The organism is Ornithinimicrobium pekingense DSM 21552 (genome assembly GCF_000421185.1).
Taxonomy (GTDB): Bacteria; Actinomycetota; Actinomycetes; order Actinomycetales; family Dermatophilaceae; genus Ornithinicoccus; species Ornithinicoccus pekingensis.
Genome location: NZ_ATWJ01000015.1, coordinates 69248 through 95929 on the forward strand (window position 1 = coordinate 69248; position 26682 = coordinate 95929).

General features: G+C 74.5%; 23 protein-coding genes. 21 read left to right on the forward strand and 2 right to left on the reverse strand.

The window, feature by feature from the left end; all coding sequences use genetic code 11:
* Positions 1-112: 112 nt before the first annotated feature.
* Both ileS and K330_RS0117270 read left to right on the forward strand, forming a co-directional pair.
* Complete coding sequence (gene ileS / locus K330_RS0117265) at positions 113-3502, forward strand: isoleucine--tRNA ligase (protein WP_022923066.1); 3390 nt, start codon at positions 113-115, stop codon at positions 3500-3502.
* Entirely contained in the window at positions 3499-4980 is a 1482-nt protein-coding gene (locus K330_RS0117270; RefSeq protein WP_022923067.1) for a bifunctional folylpolyglutamate synthase/dihydrofolate synthase, read from the forward strand. The genes ileS and K330_RS0117270 overlap by 4 nt, the downstream gene beginning before the upstream one ends.
* Before the next feature lie 170 nt (positions 4981-5150).
* Here K330_RS0117270 and K330_RS22090 read toward each other — a convergent pair whose 3' ends face one another.
* On the reverse strand, positions 5151-5936 hold the full coding sequence (locus K330_RS22090; protein ID WP_022923068.1) for a DUF305 domain-containing protein: 786 nt from the start codon (positions 5934-5936) through the stop codon (positions 5151-5153).
* Positions 5933-6562, reverse strand: a complete 630-nt coding sequence (locus K330_RS0117280; protein ID WP_029202823.1) for a DUF3105 domain-containing protein — start codon at positions 6560-6562, stop codon at positions 5933-5935. The genes K330_RS22090 and K330_RS0117280 overlap by 4 nt, the downstream gene beginning before the upstream one ends.
* Positions 6563-6671: 109 nt before the next feature.
* On the opposite strand from K330_RS0117280, the gene K330_RS23445 reads away from it, so the two are divergent.
* From K330_RS23445 to ppc, 19 genes are all read left to right on the forward strand, one after another.
* Complete coding sequence (locus K330_RS23445) at positions 6672-7079, forward strand: DUF4233 domain-containing protein (protein WP_022923069.1); 408 nt, start codon at positions 6672-6674, stop codon at positions 7077-7079.
* A 79-nt stretch (positions 7080-7158) separates the two neighbouring features.
* Complete coding sequence (locus K330_RS0117290; RefSeq protein ID WP_022923070.1) at positions 7159-7989, forward strand: undecaprenyl-diphosphate phosphatase; 831 nt, start codon at positions 7159-7161, stop codon at positions 7987-7989.
* A 36-nt stretch (positions 7990-8025) separates the two neighbouring features.
* Complete coding sequence (gene ndk / locus K330_RS0117295; protein ID WP_022923071.1) at positions 8026-8463, forward strand: nucleoside-diphosphate kinase; 438 nt, start codon at positions 8026-8028, stop codon at positions 8461-8463.
* Between the two features lie 168 nt (positions 8464-8631).
* On the forward strand, positions 8632-8814 hold the full coding sequence (locus tag K330_RS0117300; RefSeq protein ID WP_022923072.1) for a hypothetical protein: 183 nt from the start codon (positions 8632-8634) through the stop codon (positions 8812-8814).
* Complete coding sequence (locus tag K330_RS22095; RefSeq protein WP_022923073.1) at positions 8811-9413, forward strand: RNA polymerase sigma factor; 603 nt, start codon at positions 8811-8813, stop codon at positions 9411-9413. The genes K330_RS0117300 and K330_RS22095 overlap by 4 nt, the downstream gene beginning before the upstream one ends.
* The gene (locus tag K330_RS0117310) at positions 9410-9895 is read left to right on the forward strand and encodes a hypothetical protein (protein ID WP_022923074.1); all 486 of its coding nucleotides are present in this window, start codon (positions 9410-9412) and stop codon (positions 9893-9895) included. The genes K330_RS22095 and K330_RS0117310 overlap by 4 nt, the downstream gene beginning before the upstream one ends.
* A gap of 24 nt (positions 9896-9919) precedes the next feature.
* Positions 9920-12514 carry a CHAT domain-containing protein gene (locus K330_RS0117315; RefSeq protein WP_022923075.1) on the forward strand — a complete coding sequence of 865 codons (2595 nt, stop codon included), beginning with the start codon at positions 9920-9922 and terminating at the stop codon, positions 12512-12514.
* Between the two features lie 174 nt (positions 12515-12688).
* Positions 12689-13099 (forward strand): hypothetical protein, encoded by a 411-nt coding sequence (locus K330_RS0117320; RefSeq protein ID WP_022923076.1) that lies wholly within the window; start codon positions 12689-12691, stop codon positions 13097-13099.
* The gene (locus K330_RS0117325) at positions 13096-14370 is read left to right on the forward strand and encodes a cupin domain-containing protein (protein WP_022923077.1); all 1275 of its coding nucleotides are present in this window, start codon (positions 13096-13098) and stop codon (positions 14368-14370) included. Before K330_RS0117320 ends, K330_RS0117325 begins: the two co-directional genes overlap by 4 nt.
* Positions 14371-14383: 13 nt before the next feature.
* Positions 14384-15358 carry a sucrase ferredoxin gene (locus K330_RS22100; protein ID WP_022923078.1) on the forward strand — a complete coding sequence of 325 codons (975 nt, stop codon included), beginning with the start codon at positions 14384-14386 and terminating at the stop codon, positions 15356-15358.
* Between the two features lie 66 nt (positions 15359-15424).
* Positions 15425-16474 (forward strand): rod shape-determining protein, encoded by a 1050-nt coding sequence (gene mreB, locus K330_RS0117335; protein WP_022923079.1) that lies wholly within the window; start codon positions 15425-15427, stop codon positions 16472-16474.
* A gap of 11 nt (positions 16475-16485) precedes the next feature.
* Positions 16486-17313: a rod shape-determining protein MreC gene (gene mreC, locus K330_RS22105; protein ID WP_022923080.1), complete on the forward strand. Its 828-nt coding sequence runs from the start codon at positions 16486-16488 to the stop codon at positions 17311-17313.
* Positions 17310-17834 (forward strand): rod shape-determining protein MreD, encoded by a 525-nt coding sequence (gene mreD, locus K330_RS22995; RefSeq protein ID WP_022923081.1) that lies wholly within the window; start codon positions 17310-17312, stop codon positions 17832-17834. Before mreC ends, mreD begins: the two co-directional genes overlap by 4 nt.
* On the forward strand, positions 17831-19900 hold the full coding sequence (gene mrdA / locus K330_RS0117350) for a penicillin-binding protein 2 (protein WP_084617694.1): 2070 nt from the start codon (positions 17831-17833) through the stop codon (positions 19898-19900). The genes mreD and mrdA overlap by 4 nt, the downstream gene beginning before the upstream one ends.
* Before the next feature lie 26 nt (positions 19901-19926).
* Complete coding sequence (locus tag K330_RS0117355) at positions 19927-20490, forward strand: DUF1697 domain-containing protein (protein WP_022923083.1); 564 nt, start codon at positions 19927-19929, stop codon at positions 20488-20490.
* 83 nt (positions 20491-20573) lie between these two features.
* Positions 20574-21980, forward strand: a complete 1407-nt coding sequence (locus K330_RS0117360; protein ID WP_022923084.1) for an MBL fold metallo-hydrolase — start codon at positions 20574-20576, stop codon at positions 21978-21980.
* 189 nt (positions 21981-22169) lie between these two features.
* The gene (locus K330_RS0117365; protein WP_022923085.1) at positions 22170-22766 is read left to right on the forward strand and encodes a rhodanese-like domain-containing protein; all 597 of its coding nucleotides are present in this window, start codon (positions 22170-22172) and stop codon (positions 22764-22766) included.
* Between the two features lie 30 nt (positions 22767-22796).
* Positions 22797-23672, forward strand: a complete 876-nt coding sequence (locus K330_RS0117370; RefSeq protein WP_022923086.1) for a sulfite exporter TauE/SafE family protein — start codon at positions 22797-22799, stop codon at positions 23670-23672.
* Positions 23673-23833: 161 nt separating this feature from the next.
* Positions 23834-26617, forward strand: a complete 2784-nt coding sequence (gene ppc, locus K330_RS0117375) for a phosphoenolpyruvate carboxylase (RefSeq protein WP_022923087.1) — start codon at positions 23834-23836, stop codon at positions 26615-26617.
* The last annotated feature ends 65 nt before the right edge of the window (positions 26618-26682 follow it).

Consider the following 26682-nt stretch of genomic DNA (forward strand, 5'->3'; position numbering starts at 1 on the left):
CGGGCACAAACGAGGTGGTACCGCGGTGCCGCCCGGGCGTAGGTCCCGGGTCGTGTCGTCCTCGTGGCAGCAGCCCGACCGACGACAGCACCACCTGCGAGGAGCCCGCTCCATGGCCTACCCCCAGAAGCACACCGGCACCACCGGCCTGACGCCGTCCCCGACCTTCCCGGAGATCGAGCGCGCCGTGCTGGCGTACTGGGACGAGCACGGCACCTTCCAGCGCAGCGTGGACCAGCGGGACGCCGGCACCGACGGCGACAACGAGTTCGTCTTCAACGACGGGCCCCCCTTCGCCAACGGCCTGCCGCACTACGGCCACCTGCTCACCGGCTACGTCAAGGACGTCGTCCCGCGCTACCAGACCATGCGCGGCAGGCGGGTCGAGCGCCGCTTCGGCTGGGACACGCACGGGCTGCCCGCCGAGCTGGAGGCGATGAGCCAGTTGGGCATCAAGACCAAGGACGAGATCCTCGAGCTGGGGATCGAGACCTTCAACGCCGCCTGCCGCGAGTCGGTGCTGCAGTACACCCGCGACTGGGAGGACTACGTCACCCGCCAGGCACGCTGGGTCGACTTCGCCCACGACTACAAGACCCTCGACGTCGACTACATGGAGTCGGTGCTGTGGGCCTTCAAGCAGCTGCACGACAAGGGCCTGGCCTACGAGGGCTTCCGCGTCCTGCCCTACTGCTGGAACGACCAGACCCCGCTGTCCAACCACGAGCTGCGCATGGACGAGGAGGTCTACCAGGTCCGCCGCGACCCGGCCGTCACCGTCGGCCTGCGGATCCTGCCGCAGGACGCCTCGGCAGAGGGGTATGACGTCTCCTCCGGCCAGGAGGACGTGCTCGCCGGGGCGCTGGCCCTGGTCTGGACCACCACCCCGTGGACCCTCCCGTCCAACCTGGCGATCATGGTCGGCGAGGACATCGACTACGTCGTGGTCGAGAGCGACCACACCGGCCGGACCGAGCGCTACGTGCTCGCCGAGGCGCGCGTCGCGGCATACAAGAACGAGCTGGGGGAGGAGCCGACCGTCGTGGCGCGCTTCACGGGCGCCGAGCTGGCCGGGCGCTCCTACGTGCCCCCGTTCTCCTACTACCGCGGCTGGGAGCGGGCCCACCGCCTCGTCGTGGCGGAGTTCGTCACCACCACCGACGGCTCGGGCCTGGTGCACACCGCCGGCGCCTTCGGTGAGGACGACAAGGTGGTGACCGACCGCGAGGGCATCGAGGCGGTCATGCCCGTCGGGGCGGACGGCCGCTTCACCTCCCCGGTGGAGGAGTACGCCGGGGAGCTGGTCTTCGACGCCAACCTGCAGATCATCGACCACCTCAAGGCGGCCACCCGCGCGCAGCACCCGCAGCACGAGAGCGAGGACCTCGACACCGGCGCGGTGACCGAGGGCACGGTGCTGCTGCGTCGCGAGGCCTACGACCACTCCTACCCGCACTGCTGGCGCTGCCGGGAGCCGCTGATCTACAAGGGCGTCTCCTCCTGGTTCGTGGAGGTGACGCGCTTCAAGGACACGATGCTGCGCACCAACGAGGACATCACCTGGGTGCCCGAGCACGTCAAGCACGGGCAGTTCGGCAAGTGGCTGGAGAACGCCCGTGACTGGTCGATCTCGCGCAACCGCTTCTGGGGCAGCCCGATCCCGGTGTGGAAGTCCGACGACCCGGCCCACCCGCGCGTCGACGTCTACGGCTCGCTCGAGGAGATCGAGCGCGACTTCGGCACCCTGCCGCGCAACCGCGACGGCGAGGTCGACCTGCACCGGCCGTTCGTCGACGAGCTGACCCGGCCCAACCCCGACGACCCGACCGGCCGGAGCACGATGCGCCGGGTCGAGGACGTGCTCGACGTCTGGTTCGACTCCGGCTCGATGCCGTTCGCGCAGTGGCACTACCCGTTCGAGAACACGGAGTGGTTCGAGCAGCACTACCCGGCCGACTTCATCGTGGAGTACATCGGGCAGACCCGCGGCTGGTTCTACACGATGCACATCCTGGCCGCGGCCCTCTTCGACCGCCCCGCGTTCGAGACCTGCATCAGCCACGGCATCGTGCTGGGCAACGACGGGCAGAAGATGTCCAAGTCGCTGCGCAACTACCCCGACGTGCGCGAGGTCTTCGACCGCGACGGCGCCGACGCGATGCGCTGGTTCCTCATGTCCAGCCCCATCCTGCGCGGAGGCAACCTCATCGTGACCGAGCAGGGCATCCGCGACGGGGTGCGCCAGGTGCTCATCCCGCTGTGGAACGCGTGGTACTTCTTCGGCCTCTACGCCAACGCCGCCGGCTACCGGGCGCGGTGGTCCACCGAGTCCACCGACCCGATGGACCGCTACATCCTGGCCAAGACCCGCGACTTCGTCACCGAGGTCCAGGACGCGCAGGACCGCTTCGACATCGCCGGCGCCTGCGACGGCGTGCGGACCTTCGTCGACGTGCTGACCAACTGGTACATCCGCCGCTCCCGTGACCGCTTCTGGGCCGAGGACCACAGTGCATTCGACACGCTCTACACCGTGCTCGAGGTGCTCTGCCGCGTCGCCGCGCCGTTGCTGCCCCTCACCACCGAGGAGGTATGGCGTGGGCTCACCGGCGGGGAGTCGGTGCACCTGACCGACTGGCCGGACGTCACCGACCTGCCGCAGGACGCCGAGCTGGTGGAGTCGATGGACGCGGTGCGGGAGGTCTGCTCGGCCACCCTGGGCCTGCGCAAGGCGGAGCAGCTGCGCGTGCGGCTGCCGCTGTCCTCCCTCACCGTCGCCACGGCGCACCCGGCGGGGTTGTCAGCCCTGTCCGGCATCGTGCGCGACGAGGTCAACGTGCGGGAGGTGAGGGTGCTCGACCTCTCCGAGGCGTCGGCCTCGGACTTCGGCGTGGAGCAGAGGCTGACCGTCAACGCCCGCGCCGCCGGCCCCCGTCTCGGCCGCGACGTGCAGACCGCCATCAAGGGGTCGAAGTCCGGGGACTGGTCCGTCGCCGAGGACGGCACCGTCACCTCCGGCGGGCTGGCCCTGCAGGAGGGGGAGTACGTCCTGGAGACGGTGGTGGCCGACAGCGGCGGCGGCTCGCGCGCGACCGCGATGCTGCGCGGCGCGGGCGGCGGCTTCGTCGTGCTCGACACCGAGGTGACCGAGGACCTGGCCCGCGAGGGCCTGGCCCGTGACCTCGTGCGCGCCGTCCAGGGCGCCCGCAAGGACGCCGGGCTGGACATCACCGACCGGATCAGCCTCACCGTCGTCGGCGACGACGACGTGTGGCAGGCGGCCACCGAGCACCAGAAGCTGGTCATGGACGAGACCCTCGCGGTCCAGTTCGGGGCCGCCGGCGCGGGTGTGCCGCTGCCGAAGGGCCCCCGTCACGGGCTCGGCGGCGGCACCGACCCGGACGGCGGCACCCAGCCCCGCATCACGTCATACACGACCTCGGCGACCCTCGACGGGGGCCGCACGGTCGACCTGCTGATCACGAAGGTGGACGCCCGGTGAGCGAGAAGTTCTTCGACGACAACGAGCTGCCGCTCGACGACACCGACCCCGAGCTGCCGCTCGACCCCGGCGCCGCCGTGCCCGGGCGTGCGGGTGGGCCGAGCCGTCCCGCGCAGGTGGACCCTGCGCTCGCGGCGCGGTACGCGCAGGTGGTCGAGGAGATCCTCGCGCGCACCCCGGAGCACATGCCCGAGCCGACGCTGCACCGCGTCGCCAGGGTCATGGAGCTCATGGGCGACCCGCAGCGGGCGTTCCCGATGATCCACCTGACGGGCACCAACGGGAAGACCTCCACGACGCGCATGGTCGAGCGCATCCTGCGGGAGATGGGGCTGCGGACGGGACGGTTCACCAGCCCGCACCTGCACGACATGCGCGAGCGCGTCAGCCTGGACGGCGAGCCGATCTCGGTCGAGGCGTTCCTGGCGGCCTACGACGACGTCATGCCCTTCGTCGAGATGGTCGACGGCGAGTCGTTCCAGGACGAGGACCCGCAGCGCCACGTGCGGATGACCTACTTCGAGGTCGTCGTCTGCCTGGCCTTCGCCGCGTTCGCGGACGCACCGGTCGACGTCGCGGTCGTCGAGGTCGGGCTCGGCGGGGTGTGGGACGCCACCTCCGTCGCGGACGGCACGGTCGCGGTCGTCACCCCTGTCTCGCTGGACCACTCGCGCCTGCTCGGTTCCACGGTCGAGGAGATCGCGACCGAGAAGGCGGGCATCATCAAGCCCGGCGCCATCGCGGTCGTCGGGGTGCAGGAGCCGGAGGCGATGCAGGTCCTCGTCGACCGGTGCGAGGAGGTCGGCGCCACGCTGCAGACCGAGGGCGTCAGCTTCGGCGTGCTCGAGCGCGAGGTCGGTGTCGGCGGGCAGCAGGTGTCGCTGCGCGGCCTGGCCGGTGACTACCCCGACCTGTTCCTGCCGGTCTTCGGCGAGCACCAGGCGCACAACGCGGTGCTCGCCGTGGCCGCCGTGGAGGCCTTCGTCGGGGGCGGGGAGCAGCGGCTGACCGACGAGGTGCTGCGCGGCGGCCTCGCGGGCGTCACGACCCCCGGACGGCTGGAGATCGTGCGGCGCTCGCCGACCGTGCTGGTCGACGCGGCGCACAACCCCGCCGGTGTCCAGGCGCTGGTCGAGGCCATGCGGGAGTCGTTCACCTTCACCCGCCTCGTCGGCGTGCTGGCCGTCCTGCAGGACAAGGACGTCGAGCACATGGTGCAGGCGCTGGAGCCGGTGCTCGACCACGTGGTCGTCACCCGCACCACCTCGCCGCGGGCGATCCGGCCGGCCCGGCTGGGCGAGCTGGTGGCGGAGTACTTCGGCGAGGACCGCGTCACGGTGGTCGACGCCCTGCCGGACGCCCTCGACACCGCGGCCGGCCTGGCCGATGAGGGCGGGGTGGGTGGCGGCGTCCTGGCCACCGGCTCGGTGACCACGGCCGCCGAGGTGCGCGCGCTGCTGGGGGTCACGACCATCTGAGCGGCATACCCGTGCTGTTCTGTCGTGTCACGCCCGTCGCTCTGACGACAGGTGTGTCACGACAGAACCGCACACAGGTACCCTGCTCGCACGTCACAGGACCATCAGGGCGGCCCAGACCCGGCGCGTGATCGTCAGCCTTCCTGTTCCGTGGAGCAGCGGAGCTCCAGTCAGTGGTCGGTGGAGTGACCCCCGGTGGTGGCCGCGTCGTCGGACTCCTGCCCGGTCAGCCACGCCGAGACGTCCTCGCGGGTCTGCGCGCCGCGCTCCTCGAGCATGTCGCTCATCAGCCGGATCTCACCGGTCTGGGCGTCGACCATGCGCTGCGCGGCGGCGAGCACCTCGGGGTCCTCGCCCAGCTCCAGCACCGCGTCGGCCATCTCGACCCCGGCGATGTGGTGCGTGGTCATCAGCTGCAGGTAGAGGACCTCGGCCTCGTCCCCGGTCAGGCCCGAGAGCTCCTCGATCTCCGTGGGCGAGGCCATGCCCGGCATCGGCACACCCGCGGGCAGGTCCATCGAGGCGTGCTCGTGACCGGCCTCGGCCATCCACGCCATCCGCTCGCCGGCCCGCGCGCGCGGCAGGCCCCACTCGACCAGCCACGCCGCCATCTGGCCGCGCTCGAAATTCTGGTTGTTGTCGATGTCGACGGCCAGGCGGCGCACGTCCTCGTCCTCGGAGCGCTGCATGACCAGCTGCGACATCTGCACGGCCTGGGCGTGGTGCTCGGTCATGTCGCGGGCGAAGCCGGCCTCGGCGCTGTCGTCACCCGGGTGGTGGGGGTCGAAGACCAGCCAGCCGAGCAGCACCCCCAGGCAGAGCGCGGCGACGGTGACGGCCGCCAGCGCGGGGGCGCCGAAGGTGCGCCAGCGATCCCGGGGGGGCAACGGACCCTCCTCCCGCGGCAGGGGCTCCTCGTCCACCCGGGCGTCCTCGAAGCGGGCCGGGCCGCTCACGAGCCGGCGACGAGGCTGGTCGTGGTGCCGCCGGTGCAGGCGGCGCCGGGCTCGGGGGTCTGCTGGCCCTGCTTGTACTCACGGATGAAGGCCTTGAGCGTCTTCTCGTCGGCGGTGTCGAGCTCGAGCTGGTGGTCCCACGCGGTGGCGACGACCGCGGCCTCCTGCTCGGGCTGGGGGGAGACGAGCATGTAGTCGTCGTCGCCGAGCTCCTCGAGCAGCGCGACCTGCTCGGCCGGCAGGTCAGGGCTGTAGGACAGCCACACGGCGCCGTGCTCGAGCGAGTGCACCGCGTGCTCGGTCACCACCGGCTCGGAGTAGACCCCGCAGTCCCACCAGGCCGGGTGGTGCGGGCCACCGGCCGGGACCGGGGAGTCGTACTCGACCGGCTCCGTGGTGTGGTCGGCGGCCTGGTTCTCGTAGGTCTGCACCGCGGAGAGGTCGGCCGTGGCCGGGCTGTCGCGGATGATCGCGAAGGCCACCACACCCACCACGAGAGCGACGACCAGCGCGGCAGCCCCCCAGATGACGGTGCCGCGGCGGCGCTCGGCCGACGCGTTGGCCTTCTGGATCTTGGCCACCTTGGCGGCGCGGTCGGAGGTCGGGGCGCGGTCGGGTCGGGGCACGGCTGCTCCTGGCTCGGCACGGGGAGCCTGCGGCTCCGGCGGACGTGAGCACCCAGGGTATGCGGTACGCCTGGGAGGTCCCTGCTCCGGGGTCTGGGAGAATCCTCCGGTGACCTCCCCCGACCTGCGGCGCTCCGGCGTGCCACGGCAGCCCGGACAGACCACCCGCCGGCTCTGCTCGGCGAGCCTGCTGGGCCAGGCCCTGAGTGTGTTCTTCGGTGCCCTGGTCGCCTGGCAGCTCGACCGGGCCCTGGCCGGGGGCACCGGCGACGTCCTGCTCTGGGGCGGCTGCGCCCTGGCGGTCCTGTGCCTGGTCGCGGCCGGCGCGATGCGCTCGCGCGCGGGGATCTACCTCGGCTGGCTGTGCCAGGTGCTCACCGTCGCCAGCGCGCTCGTGCTGCCGGCCATGCTCTTCGTGGGGCTGATGTTCGCTGCCCTGTGGTGGGTGTGCCTGAGCAACGGGCTGCGCATCGACGCCGACCGGGCCCGGCTCGCCGCCGGCCCGGACGCCGCATGACCCGCGCCGCCCCGAGAGGGCGCCCGCCCCATACCCCTGACCCCATCCCTGACCCCCTGACGAAGGAGCACGACGACCCGTGGACCTGCTGACCGCGATCGTCCTCGGCCTGGTCCAAGGACTGACCGAGTTCCTGCCCATCTCCTCCAGCGCCCACATCTCCATCGTCGGGCGGCTGATGGGGCAGGAGGACCCCGGCGCCGCCTTCACCGCGATCTCCCAGCTGGGGACCGAGGCCGCCGTCCTGCTCTACTTCTGGCGCGACATCGTGCGCATCATCAGGGCGTGGTTCGCCTCGCTGGGCGGACGCATCCCGCGCAACGACCCCGACGCCCTGCTCGGCTGGTGGGTCATCGTCGGCACCATCCCGATCGGCGTGCTGGGCCTGTTCCTGCAGGACTGGATCGAGGCGGAGTTCCGCAGCCTGTGGATCACCGCGACCATGCTGCTCGTCTTCGCGTTCGTCATCCTCGCGGCCGAGCGCTGGGGCCGGCAGCGGCGCGAGCTGACCGAGATGACCTGGAAGCACGGACTGGCCTTCGGCTTCTGGCAGGCGCTGGCGCTCGTCCCGGGCGTCTCGCGCAGCGGCGGCACGATCGCCGGCGGGCTCTTCATGGGCTACACCCGGGAGGCCGCGGCCCGTTACTCCTTCCTGCTCGCGATCCCGGCCGTGATCGCCTCGGGCGGGTTCCAGGTCGCCAAGGTGATCGGCGGGGACGCCGAGGGCTCGGGCACGGCGTGGGGCCCGATCCTCGTCGCCACCGTCATCGCCTTCCTCGTCGGGTATGCCGTGATCGCCTGGTTCATGCGCTACATCACCACCCACACGTTCACGCCGTTCATGGTCTACCGGATCGTGCTCGCGCTGGTCCTCTTCGCGCTGCTCGGGTTCGGCGTCCTGGAGGCCTGAGCCGACCCTCCCCGGGCGCTGGCTACCCTTGAGCCCGTGACCGACACTCCGCAGACCGAACGCTCCCTCGTCCTCGTCAAGCCCGACGGCTTCCGCCGCGGTCTGTCCGGCGAGGTGCTGCGCCGCATCGAGGCCAAGGGCTACACCCTCGCCGCGCTGGCCGTGCTCACCCCCACCCGCGAGCAGCTGGCCGCCCACTACGCCGAACACGAGGGCAAGCCCTTCTACGATCCGCTGCTGGAGTTCATGTCCTCCGGCCCGGTCACGGCGGCCGTCATCGAGGGTCACGGGTGCATCCCCGGCTTCCGCTCGCTGGCCGGCGCCACCGACCCCACCGCGGCGGCCCCCGGCACGATCCGCGGCGACCTGGGCCGCGACTGGGGCGTGAAGGTGCAGCAGAACATCGTGCACGGGTCTGACTCCCCGGAGTCGGCCGCCCGCGAGATCGCCATCTGGTTCCCCGGGCTCGGCTGACCCTGCCCTCCCCGCCCCCGGCGCGCGTCGACCCCCCGTGGCCCGGCGCGCGCCGACGTCTGTCGACCCGTTCCGACGGGGGACGTATCTGGCGGCTCACCCCTGTCTCTGCACCGGTGTGAGCACTACGCTGGCTACCGGGTCGGCGTCGACGCGAAGGGGACAGGCATGACCAAGGACAGCAACCGGTTGACCGATCCCGTCGAGGGTGAGGAGACCTACGTCGGCGGGGAGGACGACGGCGGCCTGGGCACCGACGGCAAGGGCGGCTACGTCACGGGCCAGGGGACCGCCCCGGGCATCGGCACGGACGCCGGCTCGACCGACGAGGCGGGCGGGTCCTCGGGGTGACCGAGCACCGTTCGCCCGAGACCGACACCGCCCAGCCGTCGCTGGCGCAGCGTGCGGGCGAGCGGTTCACGGCCTACCGGGACGGCGAGCCGGAGGCCATGGGCCAGCTCGTCGAGCTGCTCACGCCGCTGCTGTGGCAGGTGGCCCGCGCCCACGGCTGCGCGGCGCACGCGGCGGAGGACGTCGTGCAGGAGGTGTGGCTGCGTCTGGTCGACCACGTGGACGACATCCGTGAGCCGCTCGCCGTGCTCGGCTGGCTGGTCGTCGCCGTCAAGCGCGAGGCCTGGCGCGACGGGCGCGCAGCCCGGCGCAGCACCTACGACGAGACCGGCACGGTCGACCCTGGCGCGGTCGACGAGGACCCCGAGAGCCTGGCGATCCTCACCGAGCGCCAGCGCACGCTGTGGGCCGCGGTCGGTGAGCTGCCGGACCGGTGCCGGGTGCTCCTGCGCCTCGTCGCCTTCGTCGACCGGCCCGACTACGACCAGGTCTCGACGGCGCTGGGGATGCCGCGAGGCAGCATCGGCCCGACCCGCGGCCGGTGCCTTGACAAGCTGCGGCGGAGTCTCGCCGCCGATCCGAGATGGGTGGACGCATGATCGCGACCGACACGGCCACGGGGCCCTTCGACAGCACCGACGAGGCGGTCCTGCGCGAGCTGCGGGAGACGGCCGCCCGGCTGGACCCGTGCCCGGCCGACCTCGCCGAGCGCGTCAAGTTCGCGCTCACCGTGCAGGCCCTGCAGGCCGAGGTCGCCCAGCTCACCTCGCAGCCCGAGCTGGTCTCCCGGACGTCGGCCACCCAGGAGCCCGCCGAGGCCACGACCGTCACCTACAGCACCGAGAGCCTGAGCATCATGGTCAGCGTCTCCCGCGAGGGTGCCGGGCGGACCCGGCTCGACGGCTGGGTGACGTGCGGGCCGGCGGAGGTCGAGCTCGACCAGGGCGAGCACGGCGTGCGCCGGGCCACGGCCGACGAGGACGGGCGGTTCGTGCTGGCCGACCTGCCCCGCGGGCTGGCCCACCTGCTGGTCCGCCCCGCCCGGGGTCGGCCGGTGGTGACGCCGCAGTTCACACTCTGAGGCCGACCGCGTAGATTCCCCGGCATGACGCCGTCGTCCGACGCGCCGGTCCCCGCCGGGGTCGCGACGCTGTTCGACCAGGGCCGGGTCGCCAACACCGCCGGTCGCCCCACCGAGGCCGAACGGCTGCTTCGCCGTGCGCTCGACGCCCTGGACGGCACGGCTGGCGCGCCGTCCGCACCGGACGAGAGCCCCTTCCCCTCGCTCGGGCCCGACGCGGCCTGCGCCCAGGAGGCGTGGGTCCGGGTCATGCTCTCGCTGAGCACCGCGACGGTCGAGCGTCAGGGACCGACGGCTGCCATGGAGATGGTGGGTTCGGCCCTGGAGGTCGCCGAGCAGGTACCCGCTGCCCAGGTGAGCGCTGCGCTGGTCGCGCTGTGCCGCTCCCAGCTGGGCGTGCTGCACGCCCGCGCAGGGCGGCCGCGGGAGGCTCTCGCCGAGCTGGACGTGGCCGCCGAGGCCATGGACTCCCTCGGGCCGCGCGAGCAGTTCCCCATCCTGCTGACCCGCGGCTACCTGCGCCTGGACGTCCCTGACGCGGACGGCGCCGCCGCCGACTTCGCCGCCGCTGCCGAGCTCGCCGCAGCCAACGGCCTGGTGCGGCAGGAGTTCATGGCCCGCCACAACCAGGGCCTGGCCGCGTTCCACTCCGGCGACCTGCCCGGCGCGTTGGCCCTCATGCTGGCCGCCGACCGGCTGCCCACCGACATCTCCCGCGCCCCGGCCTGGCACGGCCGCGGTCTCGTCCTGCTCGAGGCCGGCCTGCTGGTGGAGGCGGTCGAGCTGCTCGAGCGCGCCACCACCGCCGCGCTCGAGGACGGCCAGGAGCTGCAGGCCGGTGAGACGCTCATCGACCTCGCGCAGGGACAGCTGGTCCTCGACGACGCCGCGGCCGCGCTGGCCACCGCGGACCGGGCGGCCCGGACCCTGTCCCGCGTCGACGCTCCCGCCGTGCGCCGGCGGGCCGCGCTCGTCCGGCTCACCGCCCGGCTCCGCTCCGGGGGCCCGCCAGGACGGGTGGCCTCGCGGGGTGCGGCGCTGGCCGAGCAGTTCGACGACGACGGCGACCACGTCGCCGCCGACCTGGCGCGCCTGCTCGCCGCCGAGGCGCTGACCCGCCGGGCACGGCATACCGAGGCGGTCCAGCTGCTCGCCCGGTCGGCGGACCTCGCCCGGGTCGGGTCGCTGAGCACCCGGATGCGCACCCGCACGGTGCTGGCCACCGCGGCGCGGGCGGACGGGGACCTGGTCGAGGCACGGCGGCACGTGCGCGCGGCGCTCGCGGACCTCGCGGAGGCGCTCGGCGGCAGCGCCAGCCTGGAGCTGCGGGCCGTCACGGTCCAGCACGCCCAGGACCTGGCCCGGCTCGACGTGGAGCTGGCGGGTCGACGACCCGCTGCGCGCCTGGCCGCCGTCGAGCGCTGGAACGAGGTCGCCTCACGCACCCCTGCGGTCCGTCCGCCGGCCGAGCCGGAGCTGGCGCAGCGGGTGGCGCGGCTGCGCCACCTGGGTCAGGAGCTGCGCGACGACCCCGGCCGCGCCGGCGAGCTGCGCGACCGGATCCGTGCGCTCGAGCGGCAGGTCGCTGCCGCCTCCTGGGCCGCCGGCGCCGGTCGAGGTGCCCGGGGGCGGCCTGTGCGGGTGCCGCTCGACCGGGTGCGCGAGGAGCTGGCCGACCGCGACGCGACGGCGGTGTGCTTCGTGGAGCAGGGCGGCGCCAGGCTGGGGGCGGCGGTCCTGACCGCACGGCGCACGCGCTGGGTCGATCTCGGTCCGGCCCAGGAGGTCGCGGAGCTGGTGCACCGCCTCACCGCCGACCTGGGAGCCAGGGCCCGCGTGGCCACCGGCCCGATGGTGGACGTCGTGCAGTCCTCCCTGGCCTCCTCCGCCCGGGCGCTGGACGACCGGGTGCTGCGGCCCCTCGGCGTGGAGGGTCGGCTCGTCGTCGTCCCCGTCCCCGCGCTCGCGGCGGTCGCCTGGGGCATGCTCCCGTCGCGCACCGGGCGCCCGACCACCGTCACGCCGAGCCTGGGGTCGTGGGTCCGTGGCGCCCGCCAGGTGACTCGCCCGCGTGCGACGGGCCTCGCCGGACCGGGTCTGCCCGGCGCGCCCGAGGAGACGGGGCTGGTCTCCTCGGTCTGGGGTGTCCCCGCACCTGACGGGCTCGCCCGCTCGGCGGACCTGGCGGCGAGCCTGACGGCCCACGACCTGGTCCACGTCGCCGCGCACGGCAGCCACCGGTCGGACAGCCCGCTGTTCTCCTCGCTGTGGCTGGAGGACGGGCCGATGTTCCTCGCCGACCTCGAACGGGTGGAGCGCACGGCCACCCATGTGGTGGTGTCCGCGTGCGAGGCGGGGCGGGCCCACGCCCGGGGCGGCGCCGCGACCCTGGGGCTGGCGAGCGGTCTGCTCTCGCTGGGCGTGAGCAGCGTCGTCGCCTCCCCGTGCCGCGTGCCCGACGCCACCGCGGCGGCGGTGATGCCGCGCTACCACCGGGCGCTCGCCGACGGCCTCGAGGTCGACGAGGCGCTCGCCGCGGCCTCGGTCGCGAGCGACCTGCCGCTCACCGGGGCGTTCGTGGCGTGGGGCTCACCCTGGTCGGTCACCGCCCGCGGCTGACCGACTGAGGACCGTCGTGCAGTCCTGTCGTGACACGCCCGTCGTCCGGGCGACCACGGTGACACGACAGGACGGCACGAGGGTCGCGGCACGTCCCGGTTGCAGGACCCGGCCGCCCTCGCGAGAGTGAGAGCCACCGCCGCCCACCGGGGCGGCGCCGACCAAGGAGGTCCCATGAGCACCCAGGGCAACGACACCCCCACCGGCGAGGTCACCGAGGAGTTCCGCGACTCGGGTCTGGAGCAGGACAGCGTGGAGGACGCGTTCGAGTCGATGGAGGCGGCGCCCGAGGGTGGCGCCCGGCTGGAGGGGGAGAGCGGCGGCTCGGACGGCGGTGCCGACGGTGGCGCGGACGGCGGTGCCGACGTCGGGTCCGGTGGCGGGAGCGGTGGCAGCGAGTCGGTCACCGGTGCCGTGGGTGCCGACGGCCATGCCGGGAGCGGGGGAGACGGCGGTGCGGACGGCGGTGCCGATGGCGGTGCTGACGGTGGTGCTGATGGCGGTGCTGACGGCGGTGCCGACGGTGGAGCCGACGGCGGTGCCGACGGTGGAGCCGACGGCGGTGCCGACGGGACCGCCGGTTGACCCCGGATCCGCCTGACCCGGCGCGGGGCGGACCCGACCGTCCCGCGCTGCGGCGCCTGCTCGGCACCGAGGGCACCGAGGAGCTCGTCACCACCAGCTGGGGGCGGCAGCCGCTGCTGCGTCCCGTCGAGGACCGGGGAGGCGACCTCTTCGCCGACGTCCTCTCCCTGGGCGCCGTCGACGAGCTGGTCTCGCGCCGCGGGCTGCGCACGCCCTTCCTGCGCGTCGCGCGCGACGGTGCGACGCTCGCCGACCGCGAGTTCACCTCCGGCGGGGGTATCGGGGCGGGGATCGGCGACCAGGTCAGCGACGACAAGCTGCTGCGGCTGTTCGCCGACGGCGCGACCATCGTGCTCCAGGGGCTGCACCGCACCTGGGAGCCGGTGCGCGAGCTGGCCGCGGGGCTGGCCGCCGACCTCGGGCACCCGGTGCAGGCCAACGCCTACGTCACACCGCCCCAGAACCAGGGGTTCTCGGCCCACTACGACGTCCACGACGTGCTCGTGCTGCAGGTGCACGGGGACAAGCGCTGGACCGTCCACGAACCGGTCCACCCCGACCCCTTGCGGCACCAGCCCTGGACGGACCGGCGCGACGGCGTCGCCGCCAGGGCACGGCAGCCGGCCTACCTGGACACCACCCTGCGCCCGGGGGACGTGCTGTACCTGCCCCGCGGGTGGATCCACTCCGCCCGGGCGCTCGGCGGGGTCACGGCCCACCTCACCCTGGGGATCCACCAGTGGACCCGGCACCACCTGGCGGAGGCCCTGCTGGACCGGGCCCACGCCCGGGCTGCGGACGACCCTGCGCTGCGCGCCGCCCTGCCGGTCGGTGCCGACCTCACGGTGCCCGGCGCGCTCGCCGACGACGTCGACGCCGCGCGGGAGGCCCTGCTGCGGGCGGTGCGCGACCTGCCCGCGGCCGACGTCCTGAAGGTCCTGCGCGGTCGGGCTCGGGCCGCCCAGCGCCCCGAGCCGGTCGCGCCGCTGGCCCAGCTCGCGTCTGCCGACGCACTCACCGGTGACGACACCCTCGGGCTGCGGCAGCACCTCATGCTCGACGTGCTGGGCGAGGAGGACGGGCCTGAGGTCACCGTCTCCTCCCGGGCGGGCCGCTTCGGGCTGTCGTCCGCCCACCTGCCGGCCCTGCGACAGCTGACGGCCGAGGGCGGGGCGCGTGTCGCCGACCTGGCCGAGGACCCGGGCGAGGCGCTAGAGCTCGGGCGCACGCTCGTGCGTCACGGGGTCGCGGTGGTCCGGGACCGGGGCTGAGAGACTGGCGGGCATGCCGACGACCGAGGACCTCTCCGCGTTCCGGTGCAGCGACGCCGCGCGCGAGCGGCACGACCCCCTGCTGGGCACGGCCCCGCCCCAGCGCCGGTTCCTGCTCGTGGAGCAGCACGGCGGCTGGGCCTACGACGGGTTTCCCTCCGCGCCCCTGCCCGAGGACCTCAAGGCCGAGGTGCTGCGGCGCACCGAGGCGCTCGGCGCCCGCGTCATGCTCATCCGGCGGCCCGGGCGGCACAGCTTCCCGGCACCGCCCGCCCGGGCCTGGTGCGTGGTCGACACGACGGCCGCCGCGGGACAGCGGGTCGCCTGGGGGACGTGGTCGACCCCCGCCGGGCTGATGGGTGCGGTCGAACGGCTCGAGCAGCTGACCCGCCCGGCCGCAGAGGCAGGCCCGGGTCCCGGGCTCGACCCGGAGGGTCGTGACGAGCCGTTGATTCTGGTCTGCACGCACGGCAAGAAGGACGTGTGCTGCGCCGTCCGGGGCCGCCCCGTCGCCCTCGACCTGGCCGCCCGTTGGCCCGCGGACACCTGGGAGTGCTCGCACACCGGCGGTGACCGCTTCGCCGCCAACGTGCTGCTCCTGCCCGACGGGGCCACCTACGGCGGGCTGGGGGCCGACACCGCGGCGCGCGTCGTGCAGGACCACCGCGAGGGCCGGCCGGACACCGCATACCTGCGGGGCGTGGCCGGCCACCCCCGGCCGGTGCAGGCCGCCCTCGTCGCGGTGCACGAGCAGCTGGGACCGCTGCCCTGCGGCTCCGTGGTCCCCGAGGGCGTCGACCGCATCGAGGTCGGCGAGGGCCAGGTCGCCGCGAGCCGGGTCCGGCTGCGTCTGGGCGACGGGCGCAGCGTCGAGGTCGACGTCCAGGAGCACCTGCGCCCGGCCGCGCGGCTCACCTGCCAGGCCGTCGCGCGGAAGGTCGCGCAGGTGCCGGTCGCGGGGGCCGTGCGGGTCGTCGCGGCCGCCTGAGGTCCGGTCCCGCGGACCCCAGCGCGCCCCCGCGGGAGGGACGCGGGCGTTGTCTACGATCTCCGGGTGGAGACGGGTCGCGGCACGGGGTCGGCAGGGTGGGCGCCGTTCGGCCGCGACCTGGCCATCGACCTGGGGACCGCCACCACGCAGGTGCACGTGCGCGGCCGTGGTGTCGTGCTCGACGAGCCGTCGCTGGTCGCCGTCGACACCGGCAGCGGCCGGCTCGTCGCCGCCGGCGCCGCCGCGCACGAGATGCTGGGCCGCACCCCCGAGCGGGTCGTCACGCTGCGCCCGCTCTCCGACGGCGTCATCACCGACTCCGAGGTGACCGAGCAGATGCTGCGGCACTTCCTCGGGCGGGCGCGGCCCTCCCGCCTCGTCCGGCCCCGCGCCGTCGTCTGCGTGCCCAGCGGCGTGACCGCCGTCGAGCGGCGGGCCCTCGAGGACGCCGCCCTGCGCTGCGGGGCCCGCGGTGTCCACGTGCTCGAGGAGGCGATGGCCGCCGCGATCGGGGCCGGGCTGCCGGTCGAGTCGGCCCGCGCCTCCATGGTCGTGGACATGGGCGGCGGCACCACCGACGTCGCGGTCATCTCCCTGGGCGGCATCGTCAACGCCCGCAGCATCCGGGTCGGCGGCGACGAGGTGGACGAGGCGATCGTGCGGGGCGTCCGCTCGGCGCACGACCTGCTGCTCGGGGAGCGGTCGGCCGACGACATCAAGGTCCGGGCCGGGTCCGTCTGGCCGCTGGCCGAGGAGCGCACGGTCCGCGTGCGCGGCCGCGACCTGACCACCGGGCTGCCCCGCACCGTCCAGCTCGGTAGCGAGGAGGTGCGCCGGATGATCGAGCCGGTCACCGCCCAGGTCGTCGAGGTCGTGCGTCTCGTCCTGGACATCTGCCCGCCGGAGCTGTCGGGCGACCTGCTCGACGACGGGGTCGTCCTGACCGGCGGCGGGGCGCTCCTGCGCGGGTGGACCGAGCGCCTGCGGCACGAGCTCGGGGTGCCCGTGCGGGTGGCCGAGGGCGCCGAGCACGCGGTCATCCGCGGCGCCGGCGCCTGCGTCGACGACCTCTCGGTGCTGCGACGGGTGCTCGTGGGCGCCCCCAGGGCCTAGGAGCAGCAGGTATGCCGTCGCGCCGCCGCACCCTCCGCGCCACCGCCACGGTCCTCACCGTGGCCACCGCGGGCGCGCTCGTCGTCGACCTCGCCCGTCCCGGGGCCGCCGATCCCGTGCGCGCCGCCGTGGCGGCCGTCGCGGCACCGGCGCAGGCGGCGCTCGCGGGGTGGGACGACGACCGCGTCCGCGCCCTGACCGAGGAGCGCGACGCCCTCGCCGCGGAGGTGACCCGGCTGCGTGAGCAGGCCCGCCGGCACGACCAGCTCGAGGACCTCGACCGGGCGACCACCTGGGGCGACCACCGTCTGGTCCCCGCCCGGGTGGTCGCCTTCGCCGCCGGCACCACCCCGGTCGGCGGCCGGACGGTCACGATCGACGTGGGGGAGCAGGACGGCGTCGAGGAGGACCAGACGGTCGTCTCCGCCGACGGTCTGGTCGGGCGGGTGCTGCGCGTCGGACCGACCAGTGCCGACGTGCTGCTCCTGGGGGACCCCGGTGTGGTCGTCGGGGTCCGCTACGGCCCGCAGGACGACCCGGCGGCGGACGGTGCCCTGGGCAGCGTCACCGCCACGGCCCCGCCCGGCCTGCCCGTCCGGGGGCACGACGAGCTGACGCTCACGGCGCTGGGGGACAGCCCGATCTCGGTGGGGGACCGGGTCACCACCCTCGGCAGCCCCGACGACCGCCCCTACGTCGCCCGTGTGCCGCTGGGCACCGTCACCGCGGTCGACCCCGACCGCGGCCAGCTGGGCCGCACCGCCGTGGTCGCCCCGTTCGTCGACACCGACACCCTCGACCTCGTGGCCGTGGTCTTCCCCGACCGGGACGGGCCGTGAGCACCGTCCTCGGCGTGGGAACCCGGGCGGTGCTGCTGCTGGCGGCCGTCCTGCTGCCCAGCGCGCTGCCGCCGACGTCGCAGCTGCCCCGTGCCGACCTGCTGATCGTGGTCGTGGCCGCGGCGGCCCTGGTCCATGGCCCGACGACAGGCCTGCTGACGGGTCTGGCGGGCGGCTGGCTGCTCGACCTGGTGCCCCCGGGTGCCGAGCCCCTGGGCGCGGGGGCCCTGGTCTACGCGGCCGCCGGGGCGCTGCTCGGCCTGGCCCGGCGCGTCACCGTGGTCTCCCCGCTGCTGCCCTGGCTGGTGACCGTGGGGACCTCGGCCCTCCTGCTGGGGGTGCGTGGCGTGAGCGCGGCCGCCGGCTTCGGTCGGGCGACGACCACCGCACTGTGGTGGTCGTGGGTGGCCACCGCCGTGGTGTGCGCCGCGCTGGTGCCGCTCCTGGTCCTCCTGGAGCGCCGGCTCGGGGCAGGACGGGCCGGGAGCGGGCCCCGGGCCCGGGCAGGCGCGTGGGGATGAGCCCGACCGACCTGCCGCCCTCGCGACGCCGGCCCCTGGTCCGGGTACCGCGTCCGCAGGTGATGCCGCCACGGGTCCGCCGGCGCCCGGCCACCGGCCCGCTGTGGGCCGTCCTGCTGACGGTGGTGCTGCTGGGCGGCCTGCTCGTCGGCCGCCTGGGCCAGCTGCAGCTCGTGCGTCACGAGGAGGCGGCCGTCGCGGCGGCCGAGGTCGCCACCCGGCAGGTGAGCACCCCTGCGGTGCGCGGGAGGGTGCTCGCCGCCGACGGCACGCCGCTGGTGGCCAACGTGCCCTCGACCGTCGTGACGGTCGAGCCCAGGGTCCTCCTGGAGTCCGAGGACGAGGGGCGCTCGCTGATCGCCTCGGCGGCCGACGCGCTGGCCCTCCCGGTGGAGGAGCTGTGGGGCCGCACCCGCCTGTGCGGCACCGCCGACGCCCCGCCGGTGCCGCTGTGCTTCTCCGGCTCGCCCTACCAGCCGGTGCCGCTGGCCTTCGGGGTCGACCCGGTCAGCGCCCTGGCGGTCCTGGAGCACCCCGAGGACTTCCCCGGCATCGGGGTGCGCACGCTCCCGGTCCGTTCCTACCCGGCGCCGGCCGGGGTCAACGCCGCCCACGTCCTGGGGCACCTCGGCCGCCCCACCCAGGAGGAGGTGGACGCCTCCGAGGGCAGTGTCGGCCCGCAGGACCGGGTGGGCCGGGCCGGCCTGGAGCAGGTCTACGACGAGCAGCTCAGGGGCACGCCCGGCACCACCACGGTGACCGTCGACCCGCGGGGCGTCGTCACCGGCAGGCTCTCCAGCACCGACCCCCGGCCCGGGGCCGACGTGCGCACCCACCTCGACGTCGAGGTCCAGGCCGCGGCCGAGCAGGCGGTCGCCGAGGCCGTCGCGACGGCCCGCCGCGGGGGCGCCCCGGCCCGCTCGGCCGCCGCCGTCGTGCTGCGCCCCGACGACGGCGGCGTCGTGGCGGCCGCGAGCTGGCCCACCTACGACCCCGGCATCTGGACCACCGGCGTCAGTCAGGCCGACTACGAGCGGCTGCTCGACCCCGACGGCGGCGAGCCGCTCGTCAACCGCCTCGTGGCGCGGACCTTCCCCCCGGCCTCCACCTTCAAGGTGGTGTCCCTGCCCGCGGCCCTGCAGACCGGCATCGACCCCGACGCCCGCTACGCCTGCCCGGGCGCGGTCACCATCGCCGGCCAGGAGTTCACCAACTACGAGTCGGAGTCCTACGGGCTGCTCAGGCTGCCCGAGATCCTCGAGGTCTCCTGCGACACCTCCTTCTACCGGTGGGCCTACGACCACTGGCGGGAGCAGGGCGGGGTCGCCCAGGAGTCGGACGCGGCGGACCGCTTCCTGGCGGTCGCCCGCGGCTTCGGCCTGGGCCGCCCCACGGGTGTCGACCTGCCGGGGGAGACCGCCGGCACCCTGCCGTCGCGGCAGTGGCGGCGCGACTACTGGGAGGCGACCCGGGAGGAGACCTGCGCGCGGGCGGGCTCGGGCTACCCCGAGGTGCAGGACGACGAGCGCCGTGCCTTTCTCGAGCAGCTGGCCGAGGAGAACTGCGCCGGCGGCTGGCAGTGGCGCCCCGGTGACGCGGTCAACTTCTCCATCGGCCAGGGCGACGTCGCGACCACACCGCTGCAGATGGCGGTCGTCTACGCGGCCGTCGCCAACGGCGGGCGGCTGTGGCAGCCGCAGCTGGCGGCCGCCCTGCAGCGCCAGGACGGCACGCCCGTGGAGGAGCTGCAGCCGGTCTCCCTGGGCAGCGTGGCCCTGGACGAGCGCGCGCTGTCCACGGTCCGCGCCGGCCTCGAGGGGGTCAACGTGCGCGGCACGGCGGCGGCCGCCTTCCGGGGGTGGCCGCACGCGGCATACCCGGTGGCGGGCAAGACCGGCTCCGCGGAGGCCTTCGGGAGGGAGGCGACCTCCTGGTACGCCTCCTACGGACCCGTCGACGACCCGAGGTACGTGGTCGTCGTCGTGGTCGAGGAGGGCGGGCTGGGCAGCGACGCGGCGGCCCCGGCCGCCCGTGCGATCTGGGACGTGCTGAGGGAGCAGCCCTAGCACCCACCGAGCAGGAGGTATGCGGTATGAGCGAGCGTCACGTGGCCCTGCTCCGGGGCGTCAACGTCGGAGGCGCCAACCGGCTGCCGATGGCGCGGCTGCGCGAGGTCGCCCAGGAGCTGGGCTGGCAGGACGTCATGACCTACATCCAGTCCGGCAACCTCGTCTTCTCGGCCACGGGCGACCCGTCCGGCCTGGCGGCCGTGCTGCACGAGGGCCTCGCCTCGGGAACCGGCCTCGACGTGGACGTCCTGGTGCTGACCGCCGCCGAGGTCGTCGCGCTGGAGGAGGACTGCCCCTGGCCGGACGTCGAGGACGCCCGCCACGTGCACGCCGTGCTCCACCCGCAGGTGCTGGGCCAGCGGGCGAGGGAGGCGGTGGCCGAGGCGGTCGCGACCTCCCGGGGCAGGGGCTCGCGCGACGAGGCGGTGCCGGTGGGTCGCGTGCTCTGGCTGCACACCCCCGACGGCGCCGGACGCAGCGTGCTCATGGGGCTGCTCGACCGCGCTCCCGTGCGCAGCAGCAGCGGGTGGGCGACCGCCCGCAACCTGGCGACCGTGCGTCGGCTCCGGGCGATGGTGGAGGCCTGACCGCACCGATTGGACGACATACCCCTGGGGGTATAAAGTGGGACGCGTACCAGCCACTCACCCCGAACAGGAGCGAGACACCCATGCTGCTCGAGCGCATCTACGACGAGGACCTCTCCCAGGCCAGCTACGTCATCGGCTGCCAGGCCAAGGGCGAGGCGGTCGTCGTCGACGCCCGTCGCGACATCCAGGTCTACCTCGACCTCGCCGCCAAGAACGGCATGAAGATCGTCGCGGTCACCGAGACCCACATCCACGCCGACTACCTCTCCGGCACCCGTGAGCTGGCCGCGGCGACCGGCGCCCAGATCTACGTCTCCGGCGAGGGCGGCGAGGACTGGCAGTACGGCTTCGAGGGCACCCGCCTGCACCACGGCGACACCATCACCCTCGGCAACATCACGGTCAAGGCCCTGCACACGCCCGGCCACACCCCCGAGCACCTCGTGTTCCTCGTGACCGACGGGGCCTTCAGCGACCAGCCCGGATACCTGCTCTCCGGCGACTTCGTCTTCTCCGGCGACCTGGGCCGCCCGGACCTGCTGGACGAGGCCGCCGGCGGTGTCGACACCCGCTTCGTCGGCGCCAAGCAGCTCTTCCGGTCCCTCAAGGAGTCCTTCCTCACCCTGGCCGACCACGTCCAGGTCTACCCGGCCCACGGCGCCGGCTCGGCCTGCGGCAAGGCGCTGGGCGCGCTGCCGTCGACCACGGTCGGCTACGAGCGCCTCTACGCCTGGTGGGCCCCCTACCTGGCCACCGACGACGAGCAGGGCTTCATCGACGAGCTGCTGGACGGGCAGCCCGACGCCCACGCCTACTTCGGCCGCATGAAGCGGGAGAACAAGCTGGGCCCGGCCGTCATGGGCGAGCGCGCCCCCCTGGCCGAGCTGACCACGGAGGCGGTGCGCACCGGCCTTGAGGGCGACACGATCACCCTGGTGGACACCCGCCCGGTCGACGAGGTGCACACCGGCACCGTCCCCGGCTCGTTGTCCATCCCGGTGCCCAGCAAGGCCGCCACCTACGGCGGCTGGGCGTACGACCCGGAGCAGGACTCCCGTCCGCTGGTCCTCCTGGCCCCCGACCAGGAGACCGCGCAGGACATCTGGGACCACCTGGTCCGCGTGGGTGTCGACGACGTGACCGGCTACGTCACCTCCCTCGACGGCCTGCCGCTGGAGCGGCCGGCGACGGTCTCCCCGGCCGACCTCGAGGGTATGGAGCACGCGCTCCTGCTCGACGTGCGCAACAAGACCGAGCACAGCGAGGGCACCATCCCCGGCGCCGAGCAGCTCTCCGCGGGCCGTGTGCTGTGGCACACCGACCGGCTGCCCCGCGACGGGCGGATCGTGACCTTCTGCCAGTCCGGGCTGCGCAACAGCGTCGCCGCCTCCGCCCTGCGCCGCGCCGGCTTCGACGTCGTCGAGCTCGAGGGCAGCTACGCCGGCTGGCTGCAGGAGCAGCAGGCCCGCGAGACGGTCGGCCGCTGACCGACGCCCTGCCGGCCCACCACCCGGCCGGGAGTTCCGCTCCCGGCCGGGTCCGGCACGTCCGGTGCGGTCCTGGCACGGTCCGGGCCCGCACCGCCCCGCCCTGCCTCACCCCATACCTCTGACCTCTCCCCACGACACCCAGAACACCCCGACCCGGGCCTGTCCCGGACCCACGGAAGGATCTTCGTGAGCACCACGATCGACACCACGACCACCACCATCATCGACGCCGACACCCTCAGGGCCTGGATCGACCGGCACGACGACGTCGTCATCATCGACGTCCGTTCGGCCGCCGAGTTCGAGTCCCTGCACATCCGCGGCTCCTACAACGTCCCGCTGCCGCTGCTCGCCGAGCACACCGAGGACGTGGCCCAGCGGGTCGGCCGTCGCGTCGTGCTGGTCTGCCACTCCGGCGTGCGCGCCGAGCAGGCCCGCCAGCGCCTGCACGAGGTCGGCATGGACTCTGCCGTCGTCCTCGACGGGGGCGCGCCCGCCTTCGCCGCCGCCGGCGGCGACGTCGTCCGCGGCGAGCAGCGCTGGGCGATGGACCGCCAGGTCCGCATGGTGGCCGGGACCCTCGTGACGACCGGCCTGCTGGCCGGCGAGCTGGTCTCGCCCAAGCTGCGGGTCCTCGCCGGTGCCGTCGGCGCCGGGCTGGCCTTCTCCGCGGCCACCAACACCTGCGCCATGGGTGCGGCCCTGGCCAGGATGCCCTGGAACCGGGGCGCCCAGGACCCTGAGGCCCACGTCGCCCTCGGCCGCCTGCCGCAGAACGACTGACGTCCCCCGGGGCGAGAAGGAGGATCCGTCGTGACTGTCACCCTGGTCGCCACCCTGCTGCTGTCCGTGCTGGTCGGCGTCTCGCTCGGCCTGCTCGGCGGGGGAGGGTCGATCCTGACCGTGCCGATCCTGGCCTACGTCGCCGGGCTGGACGCCAAGGAGGCCATCGCCGCCTCGCTGTTCGTCGTGGGCGTGACCTCGGCGGTGAGCGTGGTCGCCCACGCCCGTGCAGGCCGGGTGCGCTGGCGGACCGGTCTCATCTTCGGCGCGGCCGGGATGGCCGGGGCGTTCGTGGGCGGGCTGGTGGGCGGCTACATCCCCGGCACCGTCCTCATGATCGCCTTCGCCCTGATGATGCTCGCGACGGCCGTGGCGATGATCCGCGGCCGGCGCGGGCCGGCGGCCGAGCCGACGACCGGTGACCTGCCGGTGCTCAAGGTCGTCCTCGAGGGTCTTGTGGTCGGCCTGGTCACCGGCCTCGTGGGTGCGGGCGGCGGCTTCCTCGTGGTCCCCGCCCTGGTCCTGCTCGGCGGCCTGCCGATGTCGGTCGCCGTGGGCACCTCGCTGCTGGTCATCGCGATGAAGTCGTTCGCCGGGCTCGCCGGCTACCTGACCAGCGTGCAGCTCGACTGGCCCCTCGTGCTCGGCGTGACCGCGGCCGCGGTCGCCGGCTCCTTCGTGGGGGCCCGCCTGGCCGGGGTGGTCCCCGAGCAGGCCCTGCGCAAGGGCTTCGGCATCTTCGTCCTGGCGATGGCGGTCTTCGTCCTCGTCCAGGAGCTCTCGGTGCCGCTGTGGGCCGTCGGGGCCGTGGCCGGGGTCGCCGCCCTGGGTGCCGCGGTGTGCTGGACCGCCGTGCCGAGCTGCCCGCTGCGCCGCTCGGCGCCGCACGCGGTGGCGGCCCGCTGACCAGGGCGCACCCGACCGTCCGCACCGCACCGCCCGCTGCCGCCTGACCGGCAGCCCCCCAGCGCCGGGCCGGCGTCCGTCCCCCCTGTCCGTGGGACGCCGGCCCGGCTTCGCGGTGCGCGCGTTCTGCCGTGGCGTCAACCGTCGGTAGGGTCGGGCGGGTGAGCGAGCGCACCAGCCCGGCCCCCGACCCGACGACCGACCCGATCAGCCCCGAGCTCCGGGCCGACGTGCGTCGCCTCTCCACCCTGCTGGGACAGTCCCTGGTGCGCCACCACGGCCAGGACCTGCTCGACGCCGTCGAGCGCGTCCGCCTGACGACCAAGGCGTCGCAGGCGGGTGACGAGGGGGCCGCGGAGGAGGTCCGGCGGGTGCTGGCCGACCTGCCGCTGGACACCGCCTCCTCGCTCGTGCGCGCCTTCGCCGCCTACTTCCACCTGGCCAACGCCGCCGAGCAGGTGCACCGCGTCCGCACGCTCACCGCCCGCGGGGAGGAGGACGGCTGGCTGACCTCGGTGGTCCGGGACATCGTCGCCGAGGGCGGGCCGCAGCTGCTGGCCGACACCGTCGAGGAGCTCGACGTGCGCCCGGTCTTCACCGCCCACCCGACCGAGGCCTCCCGGCGCAGCGTGCTGACCAAGCTGCGCCACCTCTCCGACGTGCTGGCGGTGCCGACCGACCCCGACACCGTCGCCCGGCGCCGCCAGGACCGCGACCTGGCCGAGCTCATCGACCTGGTGTGGCAGACCGACGAGCTGCGCCAGAGCCGGCCCACGCCGATGGACGAGGCGCGCAACGCCATGTACTACCTGGACGAGGTGCTGGGCCGGACCGTGCCCGAGCTGCTCGGCGACCTGGGTGACCTCCTCGCCGAGCACGGCGTCCGCGTCGACGTGTCCCGCCCGCCGGTGCGCTTCGGCTCCTGGATCGGCGGCGACCGGGACGGCAACCCGTTCGTCACCCCCGAGGTGACGCGCGAGGTCCTGCGGCTGCAGGGCAGGCACGCCGTCGGCGTCGCGCTCTCCCTCGTCGACGTGCTGATCTCCCAGCTGTCCTCCTCGACCGTCGTGGTCGAGGTCGACCCGGCGCTGGAGGAGTCGGTGCGCACCGACCTGGAGCACCTGCCGGGGCTGGACCCGCGGGTCCTCGAGCTCAACGCCCACGAGCCCTACCGCCTCAAGCTGACCTGCGTGCGGGCCAAGCTGCTCAACACCGGCCGGCGCCTCGAGCGGGGCACGCCGCACGAGCCGGGCCGCGACTACGCCTCCGGCGCGCAGATCCTCGAGGACCTGGACGTCGTGGCCACGTCCCTGCGCCACCACGGCGGCCAGCTGGTCGCCGACGGCCGCCTGGCGCAGGCTGCCCAGACGCTGGCCGGGACGGGCCTGCACCTGGCGACCCTCGACGTGCGGGAGCACTCCGAGAAGCACCACGAGGCGCTCGCCCCTCTCCTCGACGCGGTGCAGGCGACGGGGGACGGCGGGTATGCCGTGCTCGGGCGCGAGGCCCGCACCGCCCTGCTCGGCGAGGAGCTGAGTGCGCGGCGGCCGCTGCTGACCCGGGCGGCGGCCCGCGTGCAGACCCTGGCGGTCTTCGACGAGATCCGCGAGGCGGTGGCGACCTACGGCGAGGACGTCATCGAGACCTACATCATCTCGATGACCCAGGGCCCCGACGACGTGCTCGCGGCGGCCGTGCTGGCCCGCGAGGCCGGCCTGGTCGACCTGCACGGCGGTGCCGGCGGGGAGGGCGCCTTCGCCCGCATCGGGTTCGCGCCGCTGCTGGAGACCATCGACGAGCTGCGCGGCGCCGCCGAGCTGGTCGACACCCTGCTGTCGACGCCCGCCTACCGGCAGCTGGTGCGCCTGCGCGGGGACGTCCAGGAGGTCATGCTCGGCTACTCCGACTCCAACAAGCAGGCCGGCGTCCTGACCAGCCAGTGGGGCATCCACCAGGCCCAGCGGGCCCTGCGGGACGTGGCCGCGCGCCACGGGGTGCGGCTGCGGCTCTTCCACGGCCGTGGCGGCTCCGTCGGCCGTGGCGGCGGCCCGACCTACGAGGCGATCCTGGCCCAGCCCAACGGGGTGCTCGAGGGCGAGATCAAGTTCACCGAGCAGGGTGAGGTCATCTCGGACAAGTACTCCCTGCCGGCGCTGGCCAAGGAGAACCTCGAGCTGGCCCTGGCCGCGGTCATGCGGGCCTCCGCCCTGCACCGCGACCCGCGCACGACCGCGGCCGAGCGGGAGCGCTACGGCGCGGTGATGGACGTCGCCAGCGACGCGGCATACCGTGCCTATCGCCGCCTCATCGACGACCCGGACCTGCCCGCCTACTTCGTCGCGGCCACGCCGGTGGACCAGCTGGGCCGGCTCAACATCGGCTCCCGGCCGAGCAAGCGCCCCGACACCGGCCAGGGCCTGGACGGGCTGCGGGCGATCCCATGGGTGTTCGGCTGGACCCAGACCCGGCAGATCATCCCGGGGTGGTACGGCGTCGGCTCCGGTCTGCGCGCGGCGCGCGAGGCGGGGCACGGTGAGACGCTGCGCGAGATGCTCGAGCGCTGGCACTTCTTCGGGGCCGTGCTGTCCAACGTCGAGATGACGGTGGCCAAGACCGACCTGGGCATCGCCGCGCACTACGTGCAGACGCTGGTGCCCGAGGAGCTGCGGCACGTCTTCGACGACATCCGCGCCGAGTTCGAGCTGACCGTCAGCGAGCTCAAGCGCCTGACGGGCGAGGACGACCTGCTCGACGACCAGCCGGTGCTCAAGCGGACCCTGGCCGTGCGGGACAACTACCTCGACCCGATCTCCTACCTGCAGGTCGAGCTGCTGCGCCGGCTGCGCGAGGACGGCGCGGCCGACGACGAGACGACCGCCCGCCTCGAGCGGGCGCTGCTGGCCACGGTCAACGGTGTCGCCGCGGGCCTGCGCAACACCGGCTGAGCAGGCACGGAGCGCCGGAGGGGGAGCGAAGACGATGAGAGGTTCCTCATGAGAGCGCGCCTCAC